A 20,684-nucleotide genomic window follows, 5' to 3' on the forward strand; every position below is an offset into this window, starting at 1 on the left:
TGCCCCTCACCCTCCCACGCGCAAGAGCACGCGGGCCCCTCACTCTCCCCGCAGGGGAGAGGGGTTTAGGTTAGCGTCCCAACAGCACCCGTGCCTGACCGGCGATCTGCGCGAGCATTGCCGCGTTCGGCACCGCCGCATGGCGCGCGCGGTCGATTACCGCCTTGAACTGTGCCACGCGTGTTGCGTTCGCGGTTAGCCATTGGTCCACCGCACCTTGCGGATCCTGCGCGCCGCGGCGCGCGAGGAATTCGAGCCGTAGCTGCTGGAAATCGCGCGCCAAGCCTGCGATCAGCAGGCGCTCCCACGGATCGGTCGGGCTGATCCGCGCGGCGTTTGCCTGCGCCCAGTCGAGCCCGAGCGCCTGCCCGAGATGCGTGAACGCGCGCGTGAGGACCGCCTCGTCGAGCGCCATCCGCTCGCCGAGATCCGCCAGCCCGACCGCGCCGTCCATCTCGAAAAGGCGCACTACCTTGCGCACCAGATCGCCCGGTGCACCGACCGCTTCGAGCTGTGCCGCGATACGGCTGCTCTGCGCGCTCGCCTCTTCGAGCAGCAACGCCGCGGTCTGGCTGTCGAGCTGCGTGATCCCCTTTGCCAGCCGCGCGAGGACTTCGCCCGGCACGGCGCCGGGCGCCGACACGCGCAACAGGTCGGCGATCTGCGAGCGGGTCGCGACCGCCACCTCGTCGAACAATGCAATCCGCGCAGCCTCGGGCATTACGGCGGTTTCGATCTCCGCCCACAAGGCCGGCAGGTCGAACAGGCGTTCGGTGACGACGAACATCGCCGCGATATCGCCCATCGCCGCGCCTTCCTCTTCCGCCAGTTCGAACGGGTAGAGGATGCCCAGTCGGTTGACGATCCGGTTGGCGAGCTTGGTCGCGACGATCTCGGGCCGCAGCCGATGCTCATCGATAGCCGTCGCGAACCGCTCGCGCATCGCCGCCGGGAACGCAGCGTGCAAGTCGGGCTTGAGCGCGTCGTCCTTTGCGACATCACTGTGCTCGATCGCATCCTGCAACCCGAGCTTGGCGGTCGCCAGCAGCACCGCTAGCTCAGGCCGCGTGAGCCCCAGGCCATCCTGGCCGCGACGCAGCAGGATATCGTTCGACGCCAGCCCCTCGACCGCACGATCGAGCCGCCCGGTGCCCTCGAAGATCTCGATCACGCGGACATAGCTCGGCATCGCGACTGCGCCATCCGCCTCGGCGATCGACAGCGCCAGCGTCTGGAGGCGGTTGTCCTCCAGCACCAAGTGCGCGACGTCGTCGGTCATGCTGGCGAGCAGCGTATTGCGGTCCTCGTACTCCAGCCGGCCCTCAATCATCTCGCGGTTGAGCGCGATCTTGATGTTGACCTCGTTATCCGAGCAGTCGACGCCCGCCGAATTGTCGATGAAGTCGGTGTTGATCCGACCCCCGCGTGCCGAGAACGCGATGCGCGCCGCCTGCGTGACGCCCAGGTTCGCGCCTTCGCCGATTGCGATCACGCGGAGATCCTCCGCGTTGACGCGCAACCGGTCGTTCGCCGGATCGCCGACCGCGACGTTCGCTTCCGATGCCGCCTTCACATAGGTGCCGATGCCGCCGAACCAGAGCAGATCGGCCGGCGCCTTGAGGATCGCCGAGATCAGCGCGCCCGGCTCCATCTCGCTCGCGGTTACACCGAGTGCAGCCTGCACCTCAGGCGACAGCTTCACGACCTTGGCGGTACGCGCGAACACGCCGCCGCCCTTCGAGATCAGGCTGGCGTCGTAATCCGCCCAGCTCGACCGCGGCAGCGCGAACATCCGGTTGCGCTCGTCCCAGCTGGTCGCCGGATCGGGATCGGGATCGAGGAAGATGTGGCGGTGATCGAACGCCGCGATGACCTTCAGCGTCTTCGACAACAGCATGCCGTTGCCGAACACGTCGCCCGACATGTCGCCGCAGCCGACAACGGTGATGCTCTCGCTCTGCACGTCGAGCCCGCGTTCGGCGAAGTGCCGCTGGACGCTCAGCCATGCGCCCTTGGCGGTGATCCCCATCGCCTTGTGATCGTACCCGACCGAGCCACCGGAGGCGAACGCGTCGCCGAGCCAATAGCCGCGTTCGAACGCGAGCGCGTTCGCCACGTCGCTGAACGTTGCGGTGCCCTTGTCGGCGGCGACGACGAAATACGGGTCCTCGCCGTCGAGGATCGTCACGCCGTCCGGATGCACGACCTTGCCCTCGACGATGTTGTCGGTGATCGACAGCAAGGTGCGGATGAAGATCCGGTAGCTCTCGGTGCCTTCGGCCAACCACGCGTCGCGGTTCGACGGGGCAGGGAGTTGCTTGGGATAGAAGCCACCCTTCGCGCCGGTCGGCACGATGACGGCGTTCTTGACGCGCTGCGCCTTCATCAGCCCGAGGATCTCGGTGCGGAAATCGTCGCGACGATCGGACCAGCGCAGGCCGCCACGCGCAACGGGGCCGGCGCGCAAGTGGATGCCCTCGACGCGGGGCGAATAGACCCAGACTTCGCGCCACGGCACGGGGGCTGGGAGGCCGGGGATCAGATGGCTGTCGAGTTTGAACGCGAGCGCTTCCGACGCGGCCGGCGTGAACGCGTTGGTGCGTAGCGTCGCCGCAATCAGGTTACGATACGCACGCAGGATGCGGTCGTCATCGATCGCGGTGACTGCATCAAGGCCGGCTTCGATCGCCTGGTCTGCCTTAATCGCGTTACCCGGGTGCTCCGGATGGTGGACCGCGGTGAAGCGCGCGATCAGAGCCGCCGCAACTTTCGGCGCACGCCGCAGCGCGTCGACCACGGTGGTCAGGCCATAAGGAAGCCCCGCCTGGCGCAGATACCGGAACCACGCACGGAACAGCACGATCGCCTCGGGACGCATCCCGAGTTCGACGATCAGCCGATTGAACGCATCGTTCTCGGCCGCGCCCTCGAGCACCGCCGCGATCGCGCCTTCGAGCACGGGCGCGTCGCTCTGCTGCGCGGCGTCGTTCGCCTCCAGCACGAAATCATGCACGAACGGCACGCTGTCGTCGCGCAACCGCGTCGGCAATTCGCCGATCACGCGGAAGCCGAAATTCTCCAGCACCGGAACTGCGTCCGACAGGGGGAGCGCGCCGCCGAGCTTGTAGATCTTAAGCTGTGGGTCGGCGCCGGCTTCACCCGGAACCAGACGCACGCCACGCGCATCCGCGTCGCCCAGCGCGGCGATGCGCTGGATATCCTCGGCGGCTTCGGCGGGCGTGCTGAGGTTGCGGTAATTCTGCGGGAACGCGGCGGCCCATTTGAGCGCGAGGCGCGCGGCGCGCGGCGGCGGCAACGTCTCGACGAGAGCCGCCTCGACGTCCGACACCCAGCCGCGGACCATCCGCTGCAACCGGAGCGCGAGCGGCGCGACGTCGGGCATCCGGCCATCGCCGCGCAGGTCGAGCGTGTAGCGGATCATTGCGACCTCGCCGTCCTCCAGCGCGATCGACCAGTTGAGCACGCTGGCATTCGCCGCTTCCGCCAGCATGTCGCCGATCGCGACGCGGCGGCTGGTGGTGACGTCGTCGCGCGGCAACCACACGAACCCGAACAAATGACGCCCGAGCGCCGATTCGACCAGCACGAGCGCCGGCCGCGGCCGATCCGCGATGCTCATCGCGGTCAGCGCCAGATCCTCCAGTGCATCGGGCGCGAACGCGATGACCAGATCGTGCGGAAGCGCAGTGAACGCGTGCGTCAGCGCCTTGCCGGCATGCCCGCGCGGATCGAACCCGAACTTCGCCTTCATCGCCGCAAGGCGCGTGCGCAACACCGGCACTTCGCGCGGCATCGCGGCCAGCGCGGCGCTGGTCCACAGGCCGCTGTAGATCGACAGCCCGGCGACCGTCGCGCCCTCCATCACCGGCACGACGACGAGGTCGAGCGGCACGGCGCGGTGGACGGTCGAAATCAAGTTCGACTTCAGCAACAACGGCGCGTCGTTGCCCGCCTCGAACCATTCGATCGCCAGCGCGCGGGACGCTTCGGCGAGGATCGGCACGCGGTGTTCGTTGCGCGCGATACCCAGCGCGGCATGGCCGCTGCCGTCACGATGCCAGATCTGATGCCCGAGCAGCGTCAGATGCCCGCCCAGGAACCACTGCAACAGAGCAGCGCCTTCGCCCTCGGGCAGCTTGGCGATATCGTCGTCGAGCGCGGCTTGCATCGCACGCCAGTCGCTCACCGCCGCACGGACGTCGGCCAATACGGCCGTGAGGTCTTCGATCAGTCCGCGACGATCACGCGCGTCCGCTCGCTCCATCTCCAGATAGATCATCGATTCGGGCCGACCTGCACCCTGGCCGTCGGCGTCGATCGCATGCAGCGTGCCATCGGGCGCGCGTGTCGTGCGGACGACGGGGTGGATGATCCGATCGACCGCGATGTCCTGAGCGCCGATCGCCGCGGCGATCGAATCGACCAGGAACGGCATGTCGTCGTTGACGATCGCGAGGCGCATCCGCCGCCGCGTGTCATCCGCGCTGATCGGCTCGATCGCGATCGCCGGCGCACCGTCGTCGCGGTGCGCGGCGGTCGCGGCGACGAACGCCGCAGCCTGCGCGACCTCGCTCGCCCCGAAGTCCCTCAGTTCGCCCGGAAGGGCCCGTTCGGTCAGCCGGCCCGCGAGGGTTTCGGTGAGCGTGTTCAACGATTGGTTCGCCATAGGTCAGGGCCTATGCGCCCGCTATCCGCCTATCTCAACCCTTGTGGCAGGTGCGAAGGCGAATGCTGCGGCGCACCTAAGATGCGGCGTGTTCGGCGGCTGCGATCGCGACCAGATCGCCCTCGAAACCGCCGAGAAAGCTTGCGAAACCTCCTGCCGGTACCTGATGCCGTTGCGCGTGGCGCAGCACCGCCGCGAACGTCGCCAGCCGGGTCGCCTCGAAATTGACGCCGAAGACCAGCGTGACGATCTGCATCATGACGTCCGTCTGGCCCGGCAGGCAGGCAGCGGCGAACAGCGTGGCGAAATCGCCCTCGTCGTGCTCGGTCGACACCGCGAGATCATGCGCCCGACCCAGCGTCCGGTGCAGCGCCGCACGACTGCGTGCTTCGGCAGCCCGCACCTGCGCCGCACTCTCGCGCGCCATCGCCAGCTGCTCGCCGAGCGGACCGGCGAGCACATACTCGGCCGGCAAGGGATCATCCAGGACAAGCGCCGGCATGGGCGTCGGCTCGGCCGGCATGATATCGAACCCGCCGCTCGGACCATCGGCCCAGACCTGCGCGGCCGCACCCGAGCTCCGGGGCGTGCCCTGAACCGCCGCATCCAGTTCGGCCGACAGCGCCGCCTGCAGATCGGCGTCCGCGAGTTCCTTCCAATTGATCACGCCGTAGATGAAGTCGATCGTCACCCCGCCCGATGCGAACGGCATCAGGATGCCGCGGTACAACGTCGTCCGCCCCCGGCTGCTGACGAATTCCGCCTCGAAACCGATCGGTGCGCGATTGGCGATGATCTGGAGATAATGGTCGGTCAGCCGCGACAGCAGCGAGCGGCTTGGCACGTCCGCGATCGTCGCGATCGGCCCCTCCAGCCCGCATTCTTCGCGTAGCGCACGCCCGAGATACGCGATCCTGGGGTCGCCCATGCCGCGACTGAAATCGAGCAGCACGCTGTGCGGGCCGAAATCGGTGATCGTCTCGGGCTCGAGATCGGCGATCGACGGGTAGGGGCGGTCCTTCAGCAGCGACACCCAGTGGTTGTACGCGCGCACGTGCATCCGCCGCTCGTCGCCGCCGAGATCGAACATCACGTCGTTGACGCCCGCATCGGTTGGGTGGCGCGCATCGCCGGGCGTCGCGTGGTTCGTGCCGTCGAAATCCGAACTTCCGAAATCGGAACTCCCAGAACCCGAACTCCCGAAACCCGAACTCCCCGAACTCCCTGCATCATATCCTCCGCGAGCGACCGGACCATCTGGACCGTCGCTGCGTTCGTTGTCCAGGCCGCGTACCGTATCCATGCCCAAGGGCCCCCGTTTTTCAGCCACGCTCTTGCACGCCGTTTGGTAAACGCCCGGTAAAGACGCAAACCGCTTGTCAGCCCGCAAATCCCTTGGTATTCGCCGCGACCTCGACCGGATACGTCCGTCGTCGGGCCGCTTTAGCTCAGCTGGTAGAGCATCGCATTCGTAATGCGGGGGTCACAGGTTCGAGTCCTGTAAGCGGCACCATCGACATGTTGTTGAAAATACTTACATTTTTACGTCCTCCCGCATGGTTGAGGATTTTTCGGCTCCGGTAGGGTTCCGGTGCATCGAACCCGGTGCGAGCTTTTCGATTTCCGAAATGATGCTCTCCAGAGCGCGGACGACGCTCGGAAATTCGCCGATCGCATATACCTCGGTCTGGCTTCCGGCGCGGTGGCCCATGAAGCCCTCCAGATCCCATTTCTCAGCGCCGCGGTTGCGGACGAGCGTCGCAAGGCTGTGGCGCAGCACATAAGGGCGCCATTCGCGGCCGGTGGGCATGTCGAGCTTCGTCAGCATCGTGTCCCAGGCGCGGTCGACGTCCTGCACGGGGCGGCCGTGATAGTTCACTAGCCAGCCGCGGCCCGATCGCTCGGCGGGTTTGAGTGCCATGTAGGTCGAGTATTCGGCGAATAGCCAGCGATCTAGCAGCGGGAGAACGGGTAGGAGCGCGCGGTGCTTCTTGTTCTGCGTGCGGCCCTGTGGGTTCAGATCGATCGTCCCGGCGTCCGGCCACCATTGCTGGCGATCTGGAGCGACGCTGATATCTACAACCGCGCCCGGCCGCGCGATGGTGCAGACCGAAGCTACGAGAAACGCATGGAGCGAGCCGCGCTGGCGATCGGGCTCGGCCGCATAGGCGAACATCTTCGCGATTTCCTCGACGCCGATTCGCGTACGGCGCTGGCGCTGCACCTGTCGGGCGGGAAGGGGCTTGTAGATCGGGCGCTTGTCCGAGCGCGGCGGCTCGGCGTTGGCGGCGTGGTTCAGGACCGCGATCAGCTGCGCGATCGACGCCTCGGTCGCGGCTGGCGAGCGGGTGCGTGACACCGTGACCTCGCCCTTGCCGTTGCGCCATTCGACCGGCTGCAACCGCGACCAGGCACGGAACGCGTGGACGAACACGGACGAGCAGGCGGCCGCACAGCTGGTGGCGTGACCGAACCGGCCTTCCGCGCCCAGCGCCTGCTCGGCATCTAGGAATCCAACGACGTGCGCCAGCCGTCCGGCGATCGTGTCCGCCGACACGCGCGTGTCGCCCCATTCGATTTTATAATCCGCGATAGCGTCGGTCAGGAGATAGGTTTGCGCCTGCGCCAGCGATTGGCCGCAGGCGTGGCAGAAGGCCGGCGCCTCGCCCTTGTCGGCAAGGTAGAGCGTGTCGAGCGCAAGGATCGCAGTGGCTTCGTCTACCGTACGCGTCGACGAGCTTCGCTCACGTTGCGCGGCGGAATCGTACCACCAGACATAGAAATACGGGCTGCGGCGGGTTCCGTCTGCTCGTTCGTCATGAGCGAGCCAGTATTTGCCCCGTTGATAGACCGGCGGCGTGCGTCGCGACATTGTGTTCGTTCTTTCAGATATTCGGATTTAGCGCGGTGCGTCATGTCGAAGAGACCGAGGCTGCCGAGCAGATCGAGGTCGGCGGATTCGAGCCGGATGCCCTTTCCAAGCTCGGCGGCGCGGGCGAGTTTCTGGTCGAGCCGGACGATTGAGGGGGCGTTCATTGGATCGCCTCGCGCAGCTTGCGGGCGTGGGCGGGAAGCCGTTCGCCGCGCGACTCCCGCGCTGCAGCAGCGTCCTTAATGTTCGAGACTGACGTGCCGCGGTCCCCGTTGATCTTGAAGTTCAGTGTGGGGCCCCTGATGCACAGTTCGTCGGCCAGCTTGCCCTTGCCGAGCAATCCGGCCGCGGTATCGAGCCTCATCATCCGGACCACCGCGATCGGGAACGTGACCTGTTCCCGCTTTCGGGAACAGGTCGCTGACCGTGGCGGTGGGCCGAGTTGGCATACTTGCGTGGGCGCGGCGCGGGTCATCATGCTGATCCACCCGCTGCGGGGTGATCGAGCGGGTGTGCCAGCCGCTGCTCTTGTAGAAAGCGTTTCGACAAGAGCGGCGGGGTGGCGGGGACATCTCCGAGCGCGAGGCCACAGATGCGTTGCCATTCCGGCGCGACCGTTGCGACGATGACGCCGAGCGCGGTCGCGCCGCCGCCTATGAATAGGCCAGTGCAGACGCCGTGGAGGATGGGCATCGTGACATGGATCATGGGACAATCCTTGCAGGCAAAAGGGTGGCGGCACCGAAAGCAGGATCTTCCGGAGCTGCGGAGGGATGGTTCAGGACGGTCGCGGCAGCTCGGCCGCGGGAATCAGATCAGGGGATTAGCCGGGGGATAGCGACTTCCGCCGCGTCTGGCGGATGGTCGTCATTGGCCGGCACGCGGTGGTCGTCGTTGGCCGGCAAGTGATTGTCGTCGTTAGCGGACTTCGAGCGCCATTGGCCGTATGGCAAGCGGATCGCCGGCTCCGGAATCATGCTCGGCCGCACAATGCGGATGATGAAGAGCCGCGCCACGATGACGTGACCGCATTTGGCGTTCTGGCAAATGTAGCGGACATCTCGCGGCAGCCGATCGATTTCAAAGGAGTCACAGGCGATCGAGCGCGTCAGGCAGTGCGGGCACACCATGGCCGGGATGCGCGGCGTATAGCTTCTCCTCTTCGTCACTGATGGGTCCCCCCGGTATTGCCCGACCCCGTCGACATGGTGGGACGAAGGAAATTTGGCAGGCGCCGACGAATGCGGCGCAGAACGCCGTCAACCTGCTGCGCCTTGACCAGCGCATGATGATGATCGCGCGGGGACGAACTGGGCTGGGCGGCGGCAAAAAGGGCGGAGTGCAGTTCTCCTGCCTTGTGGATGAAGTCGAGCGAATCCGCCACGAGCGCGAGGCGACAGGCTTCCTGCTGCTGGATCTTAATCCCGAGTTGCTGACTAAACGCGTCGCGGAACGGCGCATCCTCACCGCCTGCAAGGCGATGGGCGGTATCTAACGCCAGCGCTTGCATGAGGGTCGGCAGCGTTCCCGTGTCGGGGTCGGACCACTCGCGCATAGTCCGCGCGGAATAGTCGCGCTTAGTGAGCGCGGTGATGACGCGCGCAGCTTCGGCCGGGCCGATCTGCGCGAGAACCTTAGTCATCGCGTCCTGAAACGTATCGGGCGTGCGGAGCTTGGTCATGCGCCGCCTTGTCGCTGCAAAACCGAACGCTGATGGCAATCGACCTTGCCATAGGGAGGAGGTAGGTCAGTTAAACGAGGCACGTCTGAGAGCCCATTAAGCGGAAATACAACGTCTAGGGCACTGATCTGAATGCTGAGTTCGCGGGCCTTTTCCAAAACCTCCGGCTGCCTGGTCGATGGAATACGTCCTGCGGTTTTCGAGCTTTGAACGGTGGACGACCGTTCAATGAGCGCAGCAGCCATCGGCCGGACGCCGTCAAATCGATCAAAGAGGTTGGAAGCCATGACCATGAATAGCTATGTACGATAAAGTCGCACAGTATATCAACGGTTATTTCGTACAGACAGCGTGCGAAATTTTCGCGACGTAGCACGCGTGGAACCCGCTGCTATCAGGCTCAAGAAACTGCGCGAGGCTGCTGATCCAGCTCTAAGCGTGCGTAAACTCGCGCAATTGCTAGGCATGCCCGCGTCGACGTACGCGTTTTACGAGGACCCGAAAAAATTTAAGAAGGCTTATCTGCCGATCGAACTGACAAAGTCGCTCGCGCAGCATTTGACACCTCATGGCATAGACCAGTGGGATGTGTTGGCGCTGGGCGGCTTCGAGGAAACGAATGCGCCGACTATCGAGGCCAGTATCAAGCCCGTCGCGCAGTTCGCGACCATGCAGGTCCTGTTGCCGGACGCGCGCGCTCTGGAGCGGATGTTTCTTGGAATTCTGAAGGCTTCGGAGGGCTTGCCGCAGGAAGCGCTCGCGCGTGAACTCGCACAGCTGCTTCCCAGAGGGCTCGGGCTTCTTCAAGGGCCGCTCGTGTTCGAACAGACGGATGACGACGATGCTCCTCAAGCCGATCCTGAAGACGGTCACGACGATCGTCACGCGCGCCAGCGAGCATAGCGCAGGTTGTTTCACACCGAGCACATCCGCGCTCACATCGGGGCTGAGACTGGAAGACTAAAACCATAACGCCGACTCATATCGTTCTTATTATGTTCCATTCCGTACGGTACGATTTCCAACAAAAATAGGGGGTGCCTGCGAAAACTGGCGTCCTCCAACATCAAGCTGCTCGACGCGATAGGATCCGATTGCGGAATGGGTCAGCTTGACGAGTTTTATGCTGAGCAGGTGTCAGCGATTGGTGGAAAGCGGACTGTCCGGTTTGGAGCAGTGGAATCGGCTAAGCCGCCGTTCGTTCACCATTCAGATGGTGCAGGACCTGCGTATCCGCGAAGTCGAGGCTCAGCGCACCCTTTTACGTTCGCGGCGCCGCAGCGGTGGTGACGGTCGTACGCGCGAGCGGCGCGGTGCGGAGGTGCCTGGGTGCTCGCTTTGACAGCGGCGCAACAGGGTTGGCAGCAGCTGGAACCATCGAGGACACCACCCGGTGATGGGCATGATGCGCATCACCTTGCTCCTATTGACAGGCGTGCTCTATTCATTCGACGGGCGAGCCGATGCTACGGGCATGCCGGAGACGGCAGCAACCCGCTTCGCAGATCTGGGAACCATCCGCCGGCCCTACTCAGGTGCCAATTTTGCCCGGCAAGGTACCGGAGGCGCTGCAGAATCCTAACCAATCACCAAGGAGCGATCCTTAAAATTCCGCTTCTTTCTGACGGCCATACGCTGCTGGGTCGCAATAACAGGTAATCTCCCGACTACCGCCGACGAACGCGAAGATTGAGGGCTCAATAGCAGTTTCAGGTTCGTTCGGGCGCGCGACACCCTGCTTTTTACCGTCCCGACTGGAGACCCAATCCGGTCGGCAGCCTCATCGGGTGTCATTCCGGCAATAGCGACGAGATGGAGTGCTTGCCGCTGCCCTTCCGGTAATAATGCCATCGCCGCCGTTACTTTCGCAAGGTCGACTACATTGTCTTGGTTGCTACCGGTGGCAATGATAGCTTGCGACGAAACTTCGTCATATGGCCCATGGAATCGGTCGCGACGGCGTGCGGAGAAAAACAGGTTGCGCATAATCGTGAAGGTCCATGCGCTCAGGCTTGTGTCCGGGACGAACTGCGCCCGCGCTTTCCATGCGCGCAGCAGCGTCTCCTGCACCAGATCTTCCGCCGCATCGGCATTCTGTGCGAGCGACCGGGCGTAGCGCTGTAACCGCGGGCTGATTGCGATCAACGACGACTCGAACGTCGCGCTCGCAGCGGCAACGCTGCTGGCAATGGACACGGGCAAAGAACTTTGCATATCGGTAGTTGCAGAAGCCATGGATGACCTGTGATATCGACGCATAACCGGACAATGTGTCCGGTATATGATGAGTGATAAAACCGGCGCCCACCAATGGTTCCCAATTTCTGGAATAAATGTGGCAAATGGCAGGAGACAATCTTGGTAGGCTCGAAGTGACGAAGTTGACTCATTCCTGTCGCCAAGGCTCGCCGTTCGATGCGGCGTGATGCGAAGGTGCGGCGAGACGCGCTGATCGTTGCAGGGGCAGAGATCTTTACCGAGCGTGGCTATAAGGTTCCGCTTGACGAAGTTGCCACGCGAGCGGGAGTCGGCCGGGGGACTTTGTATCGTAACTTTAAAGACCGCGAAGCTCTTGCGCTGGCGATATTCGAGTCGGAGATAGAACGCATCCAGCAGACCGTGGCGGCTGGGCATGATCTGCGGAAATCGATGATAGACGTTGCGCTGGTAACCGCCCGCGGCACGTCCCTGTACGCCCGTATCGCAGCGGATCTGGTTGCCGATACCGCGAACATGGCGGCCTTCAGAGCATTGGGTGATCGATTGGCGCAGGCGTTGGCGCCACTGGCGGATCGCGCGAGAGCGAGCGGCGATGTGGGCAGCGACACGGACGGATGGAAACTGAGCACCGCGCTTCGCATGGTGAGCAATGTTTACCATGATTTTGACGATGAGGCGGTGGCGTTACGCAATCTGAACGATGCGCTGGACCTTCTGCTCGACGGACTCCGTCCTCGCTGACGTAAACGGACATCTTGTCCGCTTACGGAAAATGTCTTAAGTAGCCCTCGACACCGGCATCCGGCCCGGCCGGAGCAGCGACGAGGCAGACCGTGACAGAGCATGAAGACGCGCACCGCGAGCCGGACGCTACGCTTGGCGAGGATGCGAGCGCGCAGCATGACGACGAAGGCGCGAAGAAAGGCCTGAGCCTGGGCGCGAAGATCATTCTGACCGTGCTGGGCCTGGCGGTGTTGGTCGTCGGGGTCATCTGGTACGTGCGGTACGAATCAACCGGGAAATATCTGCAAGATACCAACGACGCGCAGGTTATGGCCGACATGGTAACGGTGTCGCCGCGGGTTGCAGGCTATGTTGCCGAGGTGCTGGTGCGCGATCATCAGGATGTGACGGCCGGACAGCCGCTCGCGCGCATCGATTCCCGCAGCTCAGAGGCGCAAGCAGCTCAGGCCAAAGCGCAGATCGCCGTGGCTGCAGCTCAGGCGGACAACGCTCGTGCGCAGATCCGCGAGCAATATGCGACGATCGATCAGGCCCGCGCCCAATTGGCGGCGGCGCGCTCCAAGGCGGCCTATGACGCTGGGGAGGTCGCCCGGTATCGGCCGCTTGCGGCGTCGGGTGCGGAGAGCCGGCAGCAATTGGTTCAACTCGAAGCGACCGCGCGTCAATCCGCTGAGGATGCGCGCGCGCAGGCGGCCGCTTTGACGATGCAGCAGCGCCGCGTGGCATCGATCCAGTCCCAGGTGCGACAGGGTACCGCGCAGGGGCAGGCGGCGCGCGCGCAGCTCGACGCGGCCGATGTCGACGTCGGCGCGACGCTGATCCGCGCGGCTACCGCCGGCCGGATTGGCGACAAGACCGTCACGGTCGGCCAATATGTCCAGGCTGGAACGCGGCTCATGTCGATCGTGCCGCTCGACCGAATGTATATCACGGCCAATTTCAAGGAGACGCAGCTTGCACTGATGCGGCCGGGCCAGCCGGTCTCGATCGAGGTCGATGCCATCGACGGGATCGCGCTGAAGGGCAGGGTCGAGAGCGTATCGCCGGGGACCGGGGCGCAATTCTCGTTACTGCCGCCGCAGAACGCGACAGGCAACTTCACCAAGATCACGCAGCGTGTGCCGGTGCGTATCTCGATCGAAGCGTCTCCCTCCGCCAAGCGCCTGCTCGTGCCGGGTCTCTCGGTCGTCGTGACGGTCGATACGATCGGTGCCAAGGGTGAGCTCGACCGGATCCGCGACCAGCAAAAGCAGCTCGACCGCAAGGACCGCTGAGGTGACCAGCGCGGTATCCGCTCCATCCGTCGCTCGCGCGGGCGGTCGTTCGGACGAACGCGCCGACCTGTCGGCCTGGCTCGCCGTGGCGGCGGGCACGCTCGGCGCGTTCATGGCAACGCTCGACATCTCGATCGTCAATTCGTCGCTGCCGACGATCCAGGGAGAGATCGGGGCCAGCGGCACCGAGGGGACGTGGATCGCCACAGCCTATCTCGTATCGGAGATCATCATTATCCCGATGGCGGCATGGCTGGAACGGATGCTGGGACTGCGCACGTTCCTGCTCATCGCGGCGGGCTTGTTCACTGCGTTCTCGGTGATCTGCGGTGTTTCTACGTCGCTAGGGATGATGATTGTCGGACGCGTGGGACAGGGCTTCACGGGCGGCGCGATGATCCCGACGGCGCAGGCGATTATCGCGCAACGTCTGCCGCGATCGCAGCAATCCGTCGGCGTCGCCGCATTCGGCGCGACCGCTATTCTAGGGCCAGTCCTCGGGCCGCTGATCGGTGGTTGGCTGACCGAGAATATAAGTTGGCATTACGCCTTCTTCATCAACGTACCGATCTGCGCCGTGCTCGTTACGCTCCTGCTGATCGGTTTGCCGCACGAGAAGGCCAAGCTGCATCTGTTCGGTGAGGCGGACTGGAAGGGCATCGCCGGCCTGGCGCTGGGCTTGGGTGGCCTTACCGTGTTTCTCGAAGACGGCCAGCGCGAGCAATGGTTCGACTCCGGCATGATCCGGGCGATGTTTGCGACAACGCTGATTGGCTTTGCTCTCCTGTTCTGGGGGCAGGCAACCGCGAAGCGCCCGATCATCAAGCTCAAGCTGCTGCTCGATCGGCAATTCGGCTCGGTGGCGCTGATGGGCGTCGTGCTCGGCATCGTGCTGTACGGCACCGCCTATGCGATCCCGCAGTTTCTGTCGTCGGTCGCCAACTACAACGCGCTCCAGTCCGGCAAGGTGGTGCTTCTGTCGGGCGTGCCAAGCCTTTTGATGATGGCGATCGTGCCGCTGATGTTGAGCCGGGTCGATATCCGGCTCGCGGTCGGAGCCGGACTGGCCATCATGGGGGCCTCTGCGTTGATGGACGCGAACCTGACGTTGTCGTCGTCGGGCGGCGACTTTACCATCAGTCAGTTGATGCGCGGCGTAGGCCAGATCCTGGGCATGCTCTTTCTCAGCCAGGCGGTCGTGCGCGCAGTGCCGCCCGACGATGCCGGCGATGCTTCCGGCCTTTTCAATGCGATGCGCAACCTTGGCGGGAGCTTCGCACTCGCGGGCATCTCGATCTTGCAGGAGCAGCGGACATGGCTGCATTCGCGTCGGATTGAGGAGTCGCTGAACGCCAATGGCCCAGCGGTGCAGGACTTTGTCGGTGGATTGTCGCGCCAGTTGGGTGACACGTCGACTGCACTCCGCATCCTCGGCCAACAGGTTCAGGGCCAGGCGGCCATCATGGCCTATAACGACATTTTCTGGATCATGGGCCTCGGTACGCTCGCCGCATTGCCCCTCGTCCTGTTCCTGAAGCCCCTGCCAAAGGACGCCGAACCGGCGATGGTGCATTGATGCGGTATTCCCTGCCTTTTCTGGTTTCCCTCGTGACCAGCATTGCGCTGACGGGGTGTACCGTCGGCCCCGATTATAGCGGGCGCCCCGCCGTCGCGGCGGACGCCATCGCCCGTGGCACCTTTGTGCGGGCGCAGGACACGATGCTGATGGCATCACCGGGTCTCGCCCGTTGGTGGGAGACGCTGGCCGATCCAACCCTGAACGTGCTGGTCGACGATGCGCTGGCGCATAGCCCTTCGATCGACGAGGCAACCGCGCGCATCCGGGAGGCGCAAGCCGAACTCAAACAGCAGCGCGCGTCGCAACTGCCCAGCGTCAGCGCGAACGCCACATATCTTCACGCGGCGCTGCCGGGAGTCGGGATCGGTCAGAGCAGTAGCGCCGATACGGCTGCATCGGGCGGATCGAACACCCTCGATTTTTACAATCTTGGACTCAATGCATCGTGGGAACCCGATCTGTTCGGTGGCGGGCGGCGAGGGGTCGAGCAGTCACGCGCGACGATCGACGCGCGCGGCGCCGATCTAGCGGATACGCAGGTGACGCTGTCCGCTCAGGTTGCTCAGGCCTATGTCAATCTGCGCGATGTGCAGGCAAGGATCCGGCTGAACGCCGCGTCGACAACCCTGCAACGACGCCAGGTCGAACTGGCGCAGGTGCGCTATGCGGGGGGCACCGTCTCGCTGCTCGCCGTCGAGCGGTTGCGCAATCAACTGGAAAGCACGCAGGCCAACGCGATACCGCTCGGCACGCAGCGTGATGAATATCTGAACCAGCTTGCGGTGCTGACGGGGCGGACGCCCGGTGCGCTCGACGCAACGCTTGCGCCGGTCGTCGCCGTGCCGCTGCCGCCTGCGCAGGTTGCGATCGGCAACCCGGCCGCGCTGATCGCGCATCGGCCAGACATCCGTTCGGCCGAACGCCAGCTGGCAGCAAGCACCGCCGCGATCGGCGTCTACAAGGCGAAGGAGCTCCCGGGGATCCGCTTCCTAGGTATTCTAGGACTTGGCGGCACCAGCCCCGGCGATGTTTTCGATACCGGCAATCTGACCACGCTGCTCGCGCCATCGCTGAGTTGGTCCTTCCTCGATTTCGGTAAGAACCGTGCAGCGACCAGGGCGTCGGAGGCGCGACGTGATGGAGCCGATGCCAAGTATCGCCGCACCGTGCTGGCGGCATTGCAGGATGCGGAGAATGCGCTGTCCGGCTTTGGCAACACGCGTGCGCAATTGCGGCAACTGGTTCTCGCTGAGGCAACTGCGATGCGGTCCGAGCGGCTCAACGCGCAGCGTGTTCAGGCGGGGACAAGTTCGGTCATCGATCAGCTCGATATCGAGCGTCAGCGCCTTGCAGCAACGATCGCGGTACAGCAGTCGCGTGCGCAGCTTTCGCTCAGCTATATCGCGGTCAACAAGGCACTGGGACTGGGATGGTCTGAACCAGCCGGGGCCGCGCGGTGACCGGGCCGAGACGTCACGCTTCAAGCCGCCTGGTATCGCTCAAGCTCGCCTTGGCGGATGCACGATCAGACGGCGGGCAGGACATGCGATCATGAGCATCGCTGCGGCGTTCGAATTGCACGATCGCGACGGTCGGCGCTCGTTGGTCCTGCATGGCGACTGGATCACCATGCGGCTCAACGACGCCGCGGACCGGCTAAGGCGCGATATCACGGGCATGACTGACGATGTCGAGGTCGATATCGACGTTGAAGACCTGGGCCGTCTGGATACTGCGGGCGCGTACGCGATCGTCCGGGCGCTGGGGTTGGTCCGTAAGGTTCACCTCCCGCAATCGCTCCGACCGGACCTCGCGACACTTGCCGATCTCATCAGTCCTGCGCTTGAAAAGCCTCCCCTGGCTGCGCCGCGCGCCGGTGGACTCAGGCAGATTTTCGATCGGATCGGGCGCGCGACGGTCGGTATCGGGCAAACCGCCTACCGCAATCAGACATTCTTCGGACAACTCGTGGTTGCCCTCGGCCGAACACTGGTCCGTCCTCACCGGCTGCGCCTTACGCCGTTCGTCGCCACGATCGAACAGGCCGGACTGGGTGGTCTGCCGATCGCCGCGATCATGACGTTCTTTATCGGGGCCGTGCTCGCGCTCGTCGGCAGTACCATGCTCCAGTCGCTCGGCGTGGCGGTCTATTCGGTCGAGCTGGTCGGCATCGGTATCCTGCGCGAGTTCGGACCGGTGATCGCTGCAATACTGTTCGCCGGACGATCCGCGTCGGCTTTCACCGCGCAGCTCGGGTCGATGCGGATGAACCAGGAAATCGACGCGATGCGGGTGATGGGGGTCGATATTTTCGACGCTCTGGTCGTGCCCCGCGTTCTGGCGGCGCTGCTGATGCTGCCGCTGATGACACTGGTTGCGGACCTCGGCGGTATCGTTGGTGGCATGCTGGTGGCGCGAACGATGATGGGGATCGAACCAAGCTTCTTCTTTCAGCGGCTCGTGGATGCCGTCGGTGCCCAGCAATTCTGGGTCGGCATGGTCAAGGTCCCGGTATTTGCGCTTGCGATTGCAACGACCGGCTGCCGCCAGGGGCTCGAAGTGAAGGACGACGTCGAGAGCCTGGGCGCCAACGTGACCGGATCCGTCGTCCAATCGATCTTCCTGATCATCATGTTCGACGCTCTGTTCGCGGTCCTCTTCAAGCAGGCCGGACTGTGACGACGGCCCCGCCAGCATCCTCCGATGGGCACGACGACGTCGTCGTTCGCGTCCGTGGCCTGCGCACGGCGTTCGGTAAGGCCGTCATCCACGACAACCTCGATCTCGACGTGAGGCGCGGCGAGATCATTGGTCTCGTCGGTGGATCGGGAACGGGGAAATCCGTCCTTCTCGAAACGATCCTCGGGCTGAAGACCCCCGATGCAGGGAAGGTCGAAGTGCTTGGCTATGACATTCACGACGATGTCGGTCGCCTTGCCGTGGTCAGTCGGATCGGCGTGATGTTTCAGAACGGCGCGCTGTTTTCATCGCTGACGGTGCGGGAGAATGTCGAGGCACCGCTGATCGAGCATACCCGGTTCCCCGCCGACTTCATATGCGGCCTTGCCGAACTGAAGATCCGTCTCGCCGGGCTGCCGGACGATGCCGGTCTCAAGAAACCGTCCGAACTGTCCGGCGGCATGCGCAAGCGCGCAGGCGTCGCGCGGGCGATCGCGCTGGATCCCGAGCTTCTCTTCCTCGACGAACCGACCGCCGGGCTCGATCCGATCGGCGCCGCGGAATTCGATGACCTTATCCGCAGGCTTCGCGATGCGCTGGGCCTCACCGTGCTGATGGTCACGCACGATCTCGACTCGCTGTATGCGATCTGTGACCGTGTGGCGGTACTCGCCGACCGGAAGGTTGCTGCGATCGATACGGTCGCAAGGCTCGAAAAGTCTTACCACCCCTGGATCAAATCATATTTCGGCGGCCCTCGCGGGCGCGCCGTGCAGGAGAAGATCGACTAATGGAACGCCATGCGAATTACGCGTTGGTCGGCGTGCTGACCACGTTTCTCCTGATTGGTGGCATCGTCTTCGTCCTGTGGCTCGGGAACTTCCAGGCCGGCGACAAGAAGGACCCGTACCGCATTATTTTCCAGGGCCCGGTCCGCGGCGTCGGCAAGGGCGGGGATGTGCAATTCAACGGCATCAAGGTCGGTGAGGTCACCAACGTTCGGCTTGCGCCCCAGGATGCCAACAAGATCCTGGTGGATGTCGAGATCGATCACAATACACCGGTGCGGACGGACTCGCTCGGCAGCACGGAAATGCAGGGTATCTCGGGATTGAACGCGGTTTCGATCAGCGCAGGGTCGACCCGGATGCCGCTGTTGCGCGACGTTTCCAAGGACAAGGTCCCTATCATTCCGTCGAAACCCAACGCGCTGGCCTCGTTGTTGCAGAGCGGCGGGCAGATGGTCGAAAGCGCGACGACCGCGCTCGATCGGGTAAACTCGCTGCTGACTGATCGTAACATCGCCAATCTGTCCGGGGCGATAAACGACCTCAAGCAGACTACGGGCGCACTCGCGGCCAACCGCGCAATGTTCGGCAATGCCGCATCCGCGATCGCAAAGCTTGATGCCACCGCGGGCGATGCACGGGTCACTATGGGCAGCGTGCGGTCGCTGGTCGAGGGCGACGGCAAACGCGCGGTCGCCAACACCGCCGATGCCGCAGCCGAACTCAAGGCGACACTGGCAGAGGCGCGTACCGTGCTTTCGACTTTGGCCGTGCAGGGCAAGACGGTAGGATCGTCGACGCTCCCGCAGATTACCGACACGATGCGCAGCCTTCAGGAAACCTCAGACGATCTCGACACGCTGGTCCGGAGTATCCGACAGGATCCGCGCGGAACGCTGCTGAAGAGATCGAGCCGGGAACGGGAACTCCAGAAATGACTTATCGAGCTACATCACGTGCGACCCTGGCGATTGCTGCGGCGCTGTCCCTGACCGGATGCGTCGGTGCCTTGCTGGGGGGCGGCAAACCCGACACGCTGTATCGGTTCGGACCAGTGGCGGCGGGGACGGTCCCTCAAGCCACCCCAGCGCCACGCCGGACTTTGGCGTTGCCGGTGCCGCAATTTTCACCCGCAACTGCCGGCGACCGAATCCTGACCACGCAGGGTAGTGAGATATCCTACATCAAAGGCGTTCGCTGGGTATCGCCCGCACCAACCCTTTACGCGGCCGCGCTGGACGCCACCGTCGCGACACGCGCACCCGACATCGCGGTCGCCACGCGTGCGTCCGGGGCGGCCACCGCCATCCTGACGGTTTCGGTCAACAGGTTCGAGGCCAGCTATCCGGGCGCCGGCGCAGGCGCGCCGGTGATCCATGTCGACGGCGTGGCATTCCTTGCTGATCGCGCAACGAATACCATCGTGGGACGACTGCAATTCTCGGGAACGGCGCCCGCCACTGCCGATACCGGTCCAGCCATCGCTGCCGCGTTCGATGCCGCTACGATGCAGAGTGTCACGCAGATCGTCGACTGGGCCAACGTGACGATCCCCGTTGCAAGTAGGTGACGGGACATCCCAACGCGCCTGATGAAATGAGGATACCGGCCTTTTTCGGTCATAACGGCACGTCGATGAAGGCACCGGCCGTTGCGGCAGCGCCCGCTCGACTGCGGGTTACATAAGCTTGATACCCGCGGTTTACCAAGATGAACGAAAGGCCGCAGTTGGGAAGCGGCAAACAGGTCCTGAATGACCGGGAATGGGTCTTCGCGCGGATGAGTAGCGCTGGCGGATGAATAGGTGCAGCAAGTCACCTCAAATCCTGAACTCCCCGTTTGCCGCCCGGCGTAGATATCTGGCGGATGACACTGTAGCCAGATCCGTACGCGGTCGGCCGGCGCGAGATACTGCGTCTGGCTAGCATCGATCTTCCACCCGGCGTACCAAGCATCCACGTTGCGTAGCGGGTTCACCGCGTGGATCTGGCCCCGCGAGTGCGGGGAGCTGACCAGTTGCTGTCGGAGCGACTCGTTCCGCAACAGCGTCCGCCAAACCTGTCCCCAACCAAGGAAGAAACGCCAATCGCCGGTGAAGTCGCCACGTTCGGGGGCAGCCTTTCGATCATCCATGGTGCATCGGAGGACTACAGCTGCCAA

General features: G+C 64.2%; 19 protein-coding genes, 1 tRNA gene and 1 pseudogene. 11 read left to right on the forward strand and 10 right to left on the reverse strand.

The genetic code is table 11. The annotated features are described in order from the left end of the window. Positions 1–70: 70 nt before the first annotated feature. Both C8J47_RS00915 and C8J47_RS00920 read right to left on the reverse strand, forming a co-directional pair. The gene (locus C8J47_RS00915; RefSeq protein WP_121884081.1) at positions 71–4,687 is read right to left on the reverse strand and encodes an NAD-glutamate dehydrogenase domain-containing protein; all 4,617 of its coding nucleotides are present in this window, start codon (positions 4,685–4,687) and stop codon (positions 71–73) included. A 76-nt stretch (positions 4,688–4,763) separates the two neighbouring features. After that, on the reverse strand, positions 4,764–5,990 hold the full coding sequence (locus C8J47_RS00920; protein ID WP_121884082.1) for a hypothetical protein: 1,227 nt from the start codon (positions 5,988–5,990) through the stop codon (positions 4,764–4,766). Positions 5,991–6,124: 134 nt separating this feature from the next. Here C8J47_RS00920 and C8J47_RS00925 point away from each other — a divergent pair. After that, positions 6,125–6,200, forward strand: a tRNA-Thr gene (locus C8J47_RS00925). Between the two features lie 21 nt (positions 6,201–6,221). Here C8J47_RS00925 and C8J47_RS00930 read toward each other — a convergent pair. The 6 genes from C8J47_RS00930 to C8J47_RS18795 all read right to left on the reverse strand — a co-directional run bounded on the left by C8J47_RS00930 (position 6,222) and on the right by C8J47_RS18795 (position 9,527). Beyond that, entirely contained in the window at positions 6,222–7,559 is a 1,338-nt protein-coding gene (locus C8J47_RS00930) for a tyrosine-type recombinase/integrase (protein ID WP_121884083.1), read from the reverse strand. 160 nt (positions 7,560–7,719) lie between these two features. Beyond that, positions 7,720–8,037, reverse strand: a complete 318-nt coding sequence (locus tag C8J47_RS00935; RefSeq protein ID WP_147454253.1) for a hypothetical protein — start codon at positions 8,035–8,037, stop codon at positions 7,720–7,722. Next, a complete protein-coding gene (locus C8J47_RS00940) occupies positions 8,034–8,267 on the reverse strand; it encodes a hypothetical protein (protein WP_121884085.1) in 234 nt (77 codons plus the stop codon). Before C8J47_RS00940 ends, C8J47_RS00935 begins: the two co-directional genes overlap by 4 nt. A 107-nt stretch (positions 8,268–8,374) precedes the next feature. Further along, the gene (locus C8J47_RS00945; RefSeq protein ID WP_259467282.1) at positions 8,375–8,728 is read right to left on the reverse strand and encodes an ogr/Delta-like zinc finger family protein; all 354 of its coding nucleotides are present in this window, start codon (positions 8,726–8,728) and stop codon (positions 8,375–8,377) included. Next, positions 8,725–9,240, reverse strand: a complete 516-nt coding sequence (locus C8J47_RS00950; RefSeq protein WP_121884087.1) for a hypothetical protein — start codon at positions 9,238–9,240, stop codon at positions 8,725–8,727. Before C8J47_RS00950 ends, C8J47_RS00945 begins: the two co-directional genes overlap by 4 nt. After that, positions 9,237–9,527 (reverse strand): carph-isopro domain-containing protein, encoded by a 291-nt coding sequence (locus C8J47_RS18795; RefSeq protein ID WP_147454254.1) that lies wholly within the window; start codon positions 9,525–9,527, stop codon positions 9,237–9,239. The genes C8J47_RS00950 and C8J47_RS18795 overlap by 4 nt, the downstream gene beginning before the upstream one ends. Positions 9,528–9,618: 91 nt before the next feature. Between C8J47_RS18795 and C8J47_RS00955 the strand changes: the two genes are divergently transcribed. Continuing rightward, positions 9,619–10,143 carry a helix-turn-helix transcriptional regulator gene (locus tag C8J47_RS00955; RefSeq protein WP_147454255.1) on the forward strand — a complete coding sequence of 175 codons (525 nt, stop codon included), beginning with the start codon at positions 9,619–9,621 and terminating at the stop codon, positions 10,141–10,143. 499 nt (positions 10,144–10,642) lie between these two features. Continuing rightward, positions 10,643–10,822: a hypothetical protein gene (locus C8J47_RS19315; RefSeq protein ID WP_162237227.1), complete on the forward strand. Its 180-nt coding sequence runs from the start codon at positions 10,643–10,645 to the stop codon at positions 10,820–10,822. On the opposite strand, the gene C8J47_RS00960 is transcribed toward C8J47_RS19315, so the two are convergent. After that, positions 10,819–11,475 carry an RNA polymerase sigma factor gene (locus tag C8J47_RS00960; RefSeq protein WP_183128979.1) on the reverse strand — a complete coding sequence of 219 codons (657 nt, stop codon included), beginning with the start codon at positions 11,473–11,475 and terminating at the stop codon, positions 10,819–10,821. The genes C8J47_RS19315 and C8J47_RS00960 overlap by 4 nt on opposite strands. A gap of 180 nt (positions 11,476–11,655) precedes the next feature. Here C8J47_RS00960 and C8J47_RS00965 point away from each other — a divergent pair, with 180 nt between their 5' ends. The 8 genes from C8J47_RS00965 (at position 11,656) to C8J47_RS01000 (ending at position 20,094) form a co-directional block, all read left to right on the forward strand. Beyond that, entirely contained in the window at positions 11,656–12,201 is a 546-nt protein-coding gene (locus C8J47_RS00965; protein WP_121884090.1) for a TetR/AcrR family transcriptional regulator, read from the forward strand. Between the two features lie 92 nt (positions 12,202–12,293). Continuing rightward, positions 12,294–13,478, forward strand: a complete 1,185-nt coding sequence (locus C8J47_RS00970; protein WP_121884091.1) for an HlyD family secretion protein — start codon at positions 12,294–12,296, stop codon at positions 13,476–13,478. A gap of 1 nt (position 13,479) precedes the next feature. Beyond that, on the forward strand, positions 13,480–15,054 hold the full coding sequence (locus tag C8J47_RS00975; protein WP_056050156.1) for an MDR family MFS transporter: 1,575 nt from the start codon (positions 13,480–13,482) through the stop codon (positions 15,052–15,054). 32 nt (positions 15,055–15,086) lie between these two features. Beyond that, complete coding sequence (locus C8J47_RS00980; RefSeq protein ID WP_236698754.1) at positions 15,087–16,517, forward strand: efflux transporter outer membrane subunit; 1,431 nt, start codon at positions 15,087–15,089, stop codon at positions 16,515–16,517. Between the two features lie 91 nt (positions 16,518–16,608). Continuing rightward, positions 16,609–17,736, forward strand: a complete 1,128-nt coding sequence (locus C8J47_RS00985) for an ABC transporter permease (protein ID WP_183129017.1) — start codon at positions 16,609–16,611, stop codon at positions 17,734–17,736. Then, positions 17,733–18,527: an ABC transporter ATP-binding protein gene (locus tag C8J47_RS00990; RefSeq protein ID WP_121884092.1), complete on the forward strand. Its 795-nt coding sequence runs from the start codon at positions 17,733–17,735 to the stop codon at positions 18,525–18,527. Before C8J47_RS00985 ends, C8J47_RS00990 begins: the two co-directional genes overlap by 4 nt. After that, on the forward strand, positions 18,527–19,462 hold the full coding sequence (locus tag C8J47_RS00995) for an MlaD family protein (RefSeq protein ID WP_056050151.1): 936 nt from the start codon (positions 18,527–18,529) through the stop codon (positions 19,460–19,462). Before C8J47_RS00990 ends, C8J47_RS00995 begins: the two co-directional genes overlap by 1 nt. After that, on the forward strand, positions 19,459–20,094 hold the full coding sequence (locus C8J47_RS01000) for an ABC-type transport auxiliary lipoprotein family protein (RefSeq protein WP_082444073.1): 636 nt from the start codon (positions 19,459–19,461) through the stop codon (positions 20,092–20,094). The genes C8J47_RS00995 and C8J47_RS01000 overlap by 4 nt, the downstream gene beginning before the upstream one ends. Positions 20,095–20,426: 332 nt before the next feature. Here C8J47_RS01000 and C8J47_RS01005 read toward each other — a convergent pair. Beyond that, positions 20,427–20,657 (reverse strand): annotated as a pseudogene (locus C8J47_RS01005) (M13-type metalloendopeptidase); the annotation flags it as partial. Between the last annotated feature and the right edge of the window lie 27 nt (positions 20,658–20,684).

This window comes from Sphingomonas sp. PP-F2F-G114-C0414, assembly GCF_003688595.1.
Taxonomy (GTDB): domain Bacteria; phylum Pseudomonadota; class Alphaproteobacteria; order Sphingomonadales; family Sphingomonadaceae; genus Sphingomonas.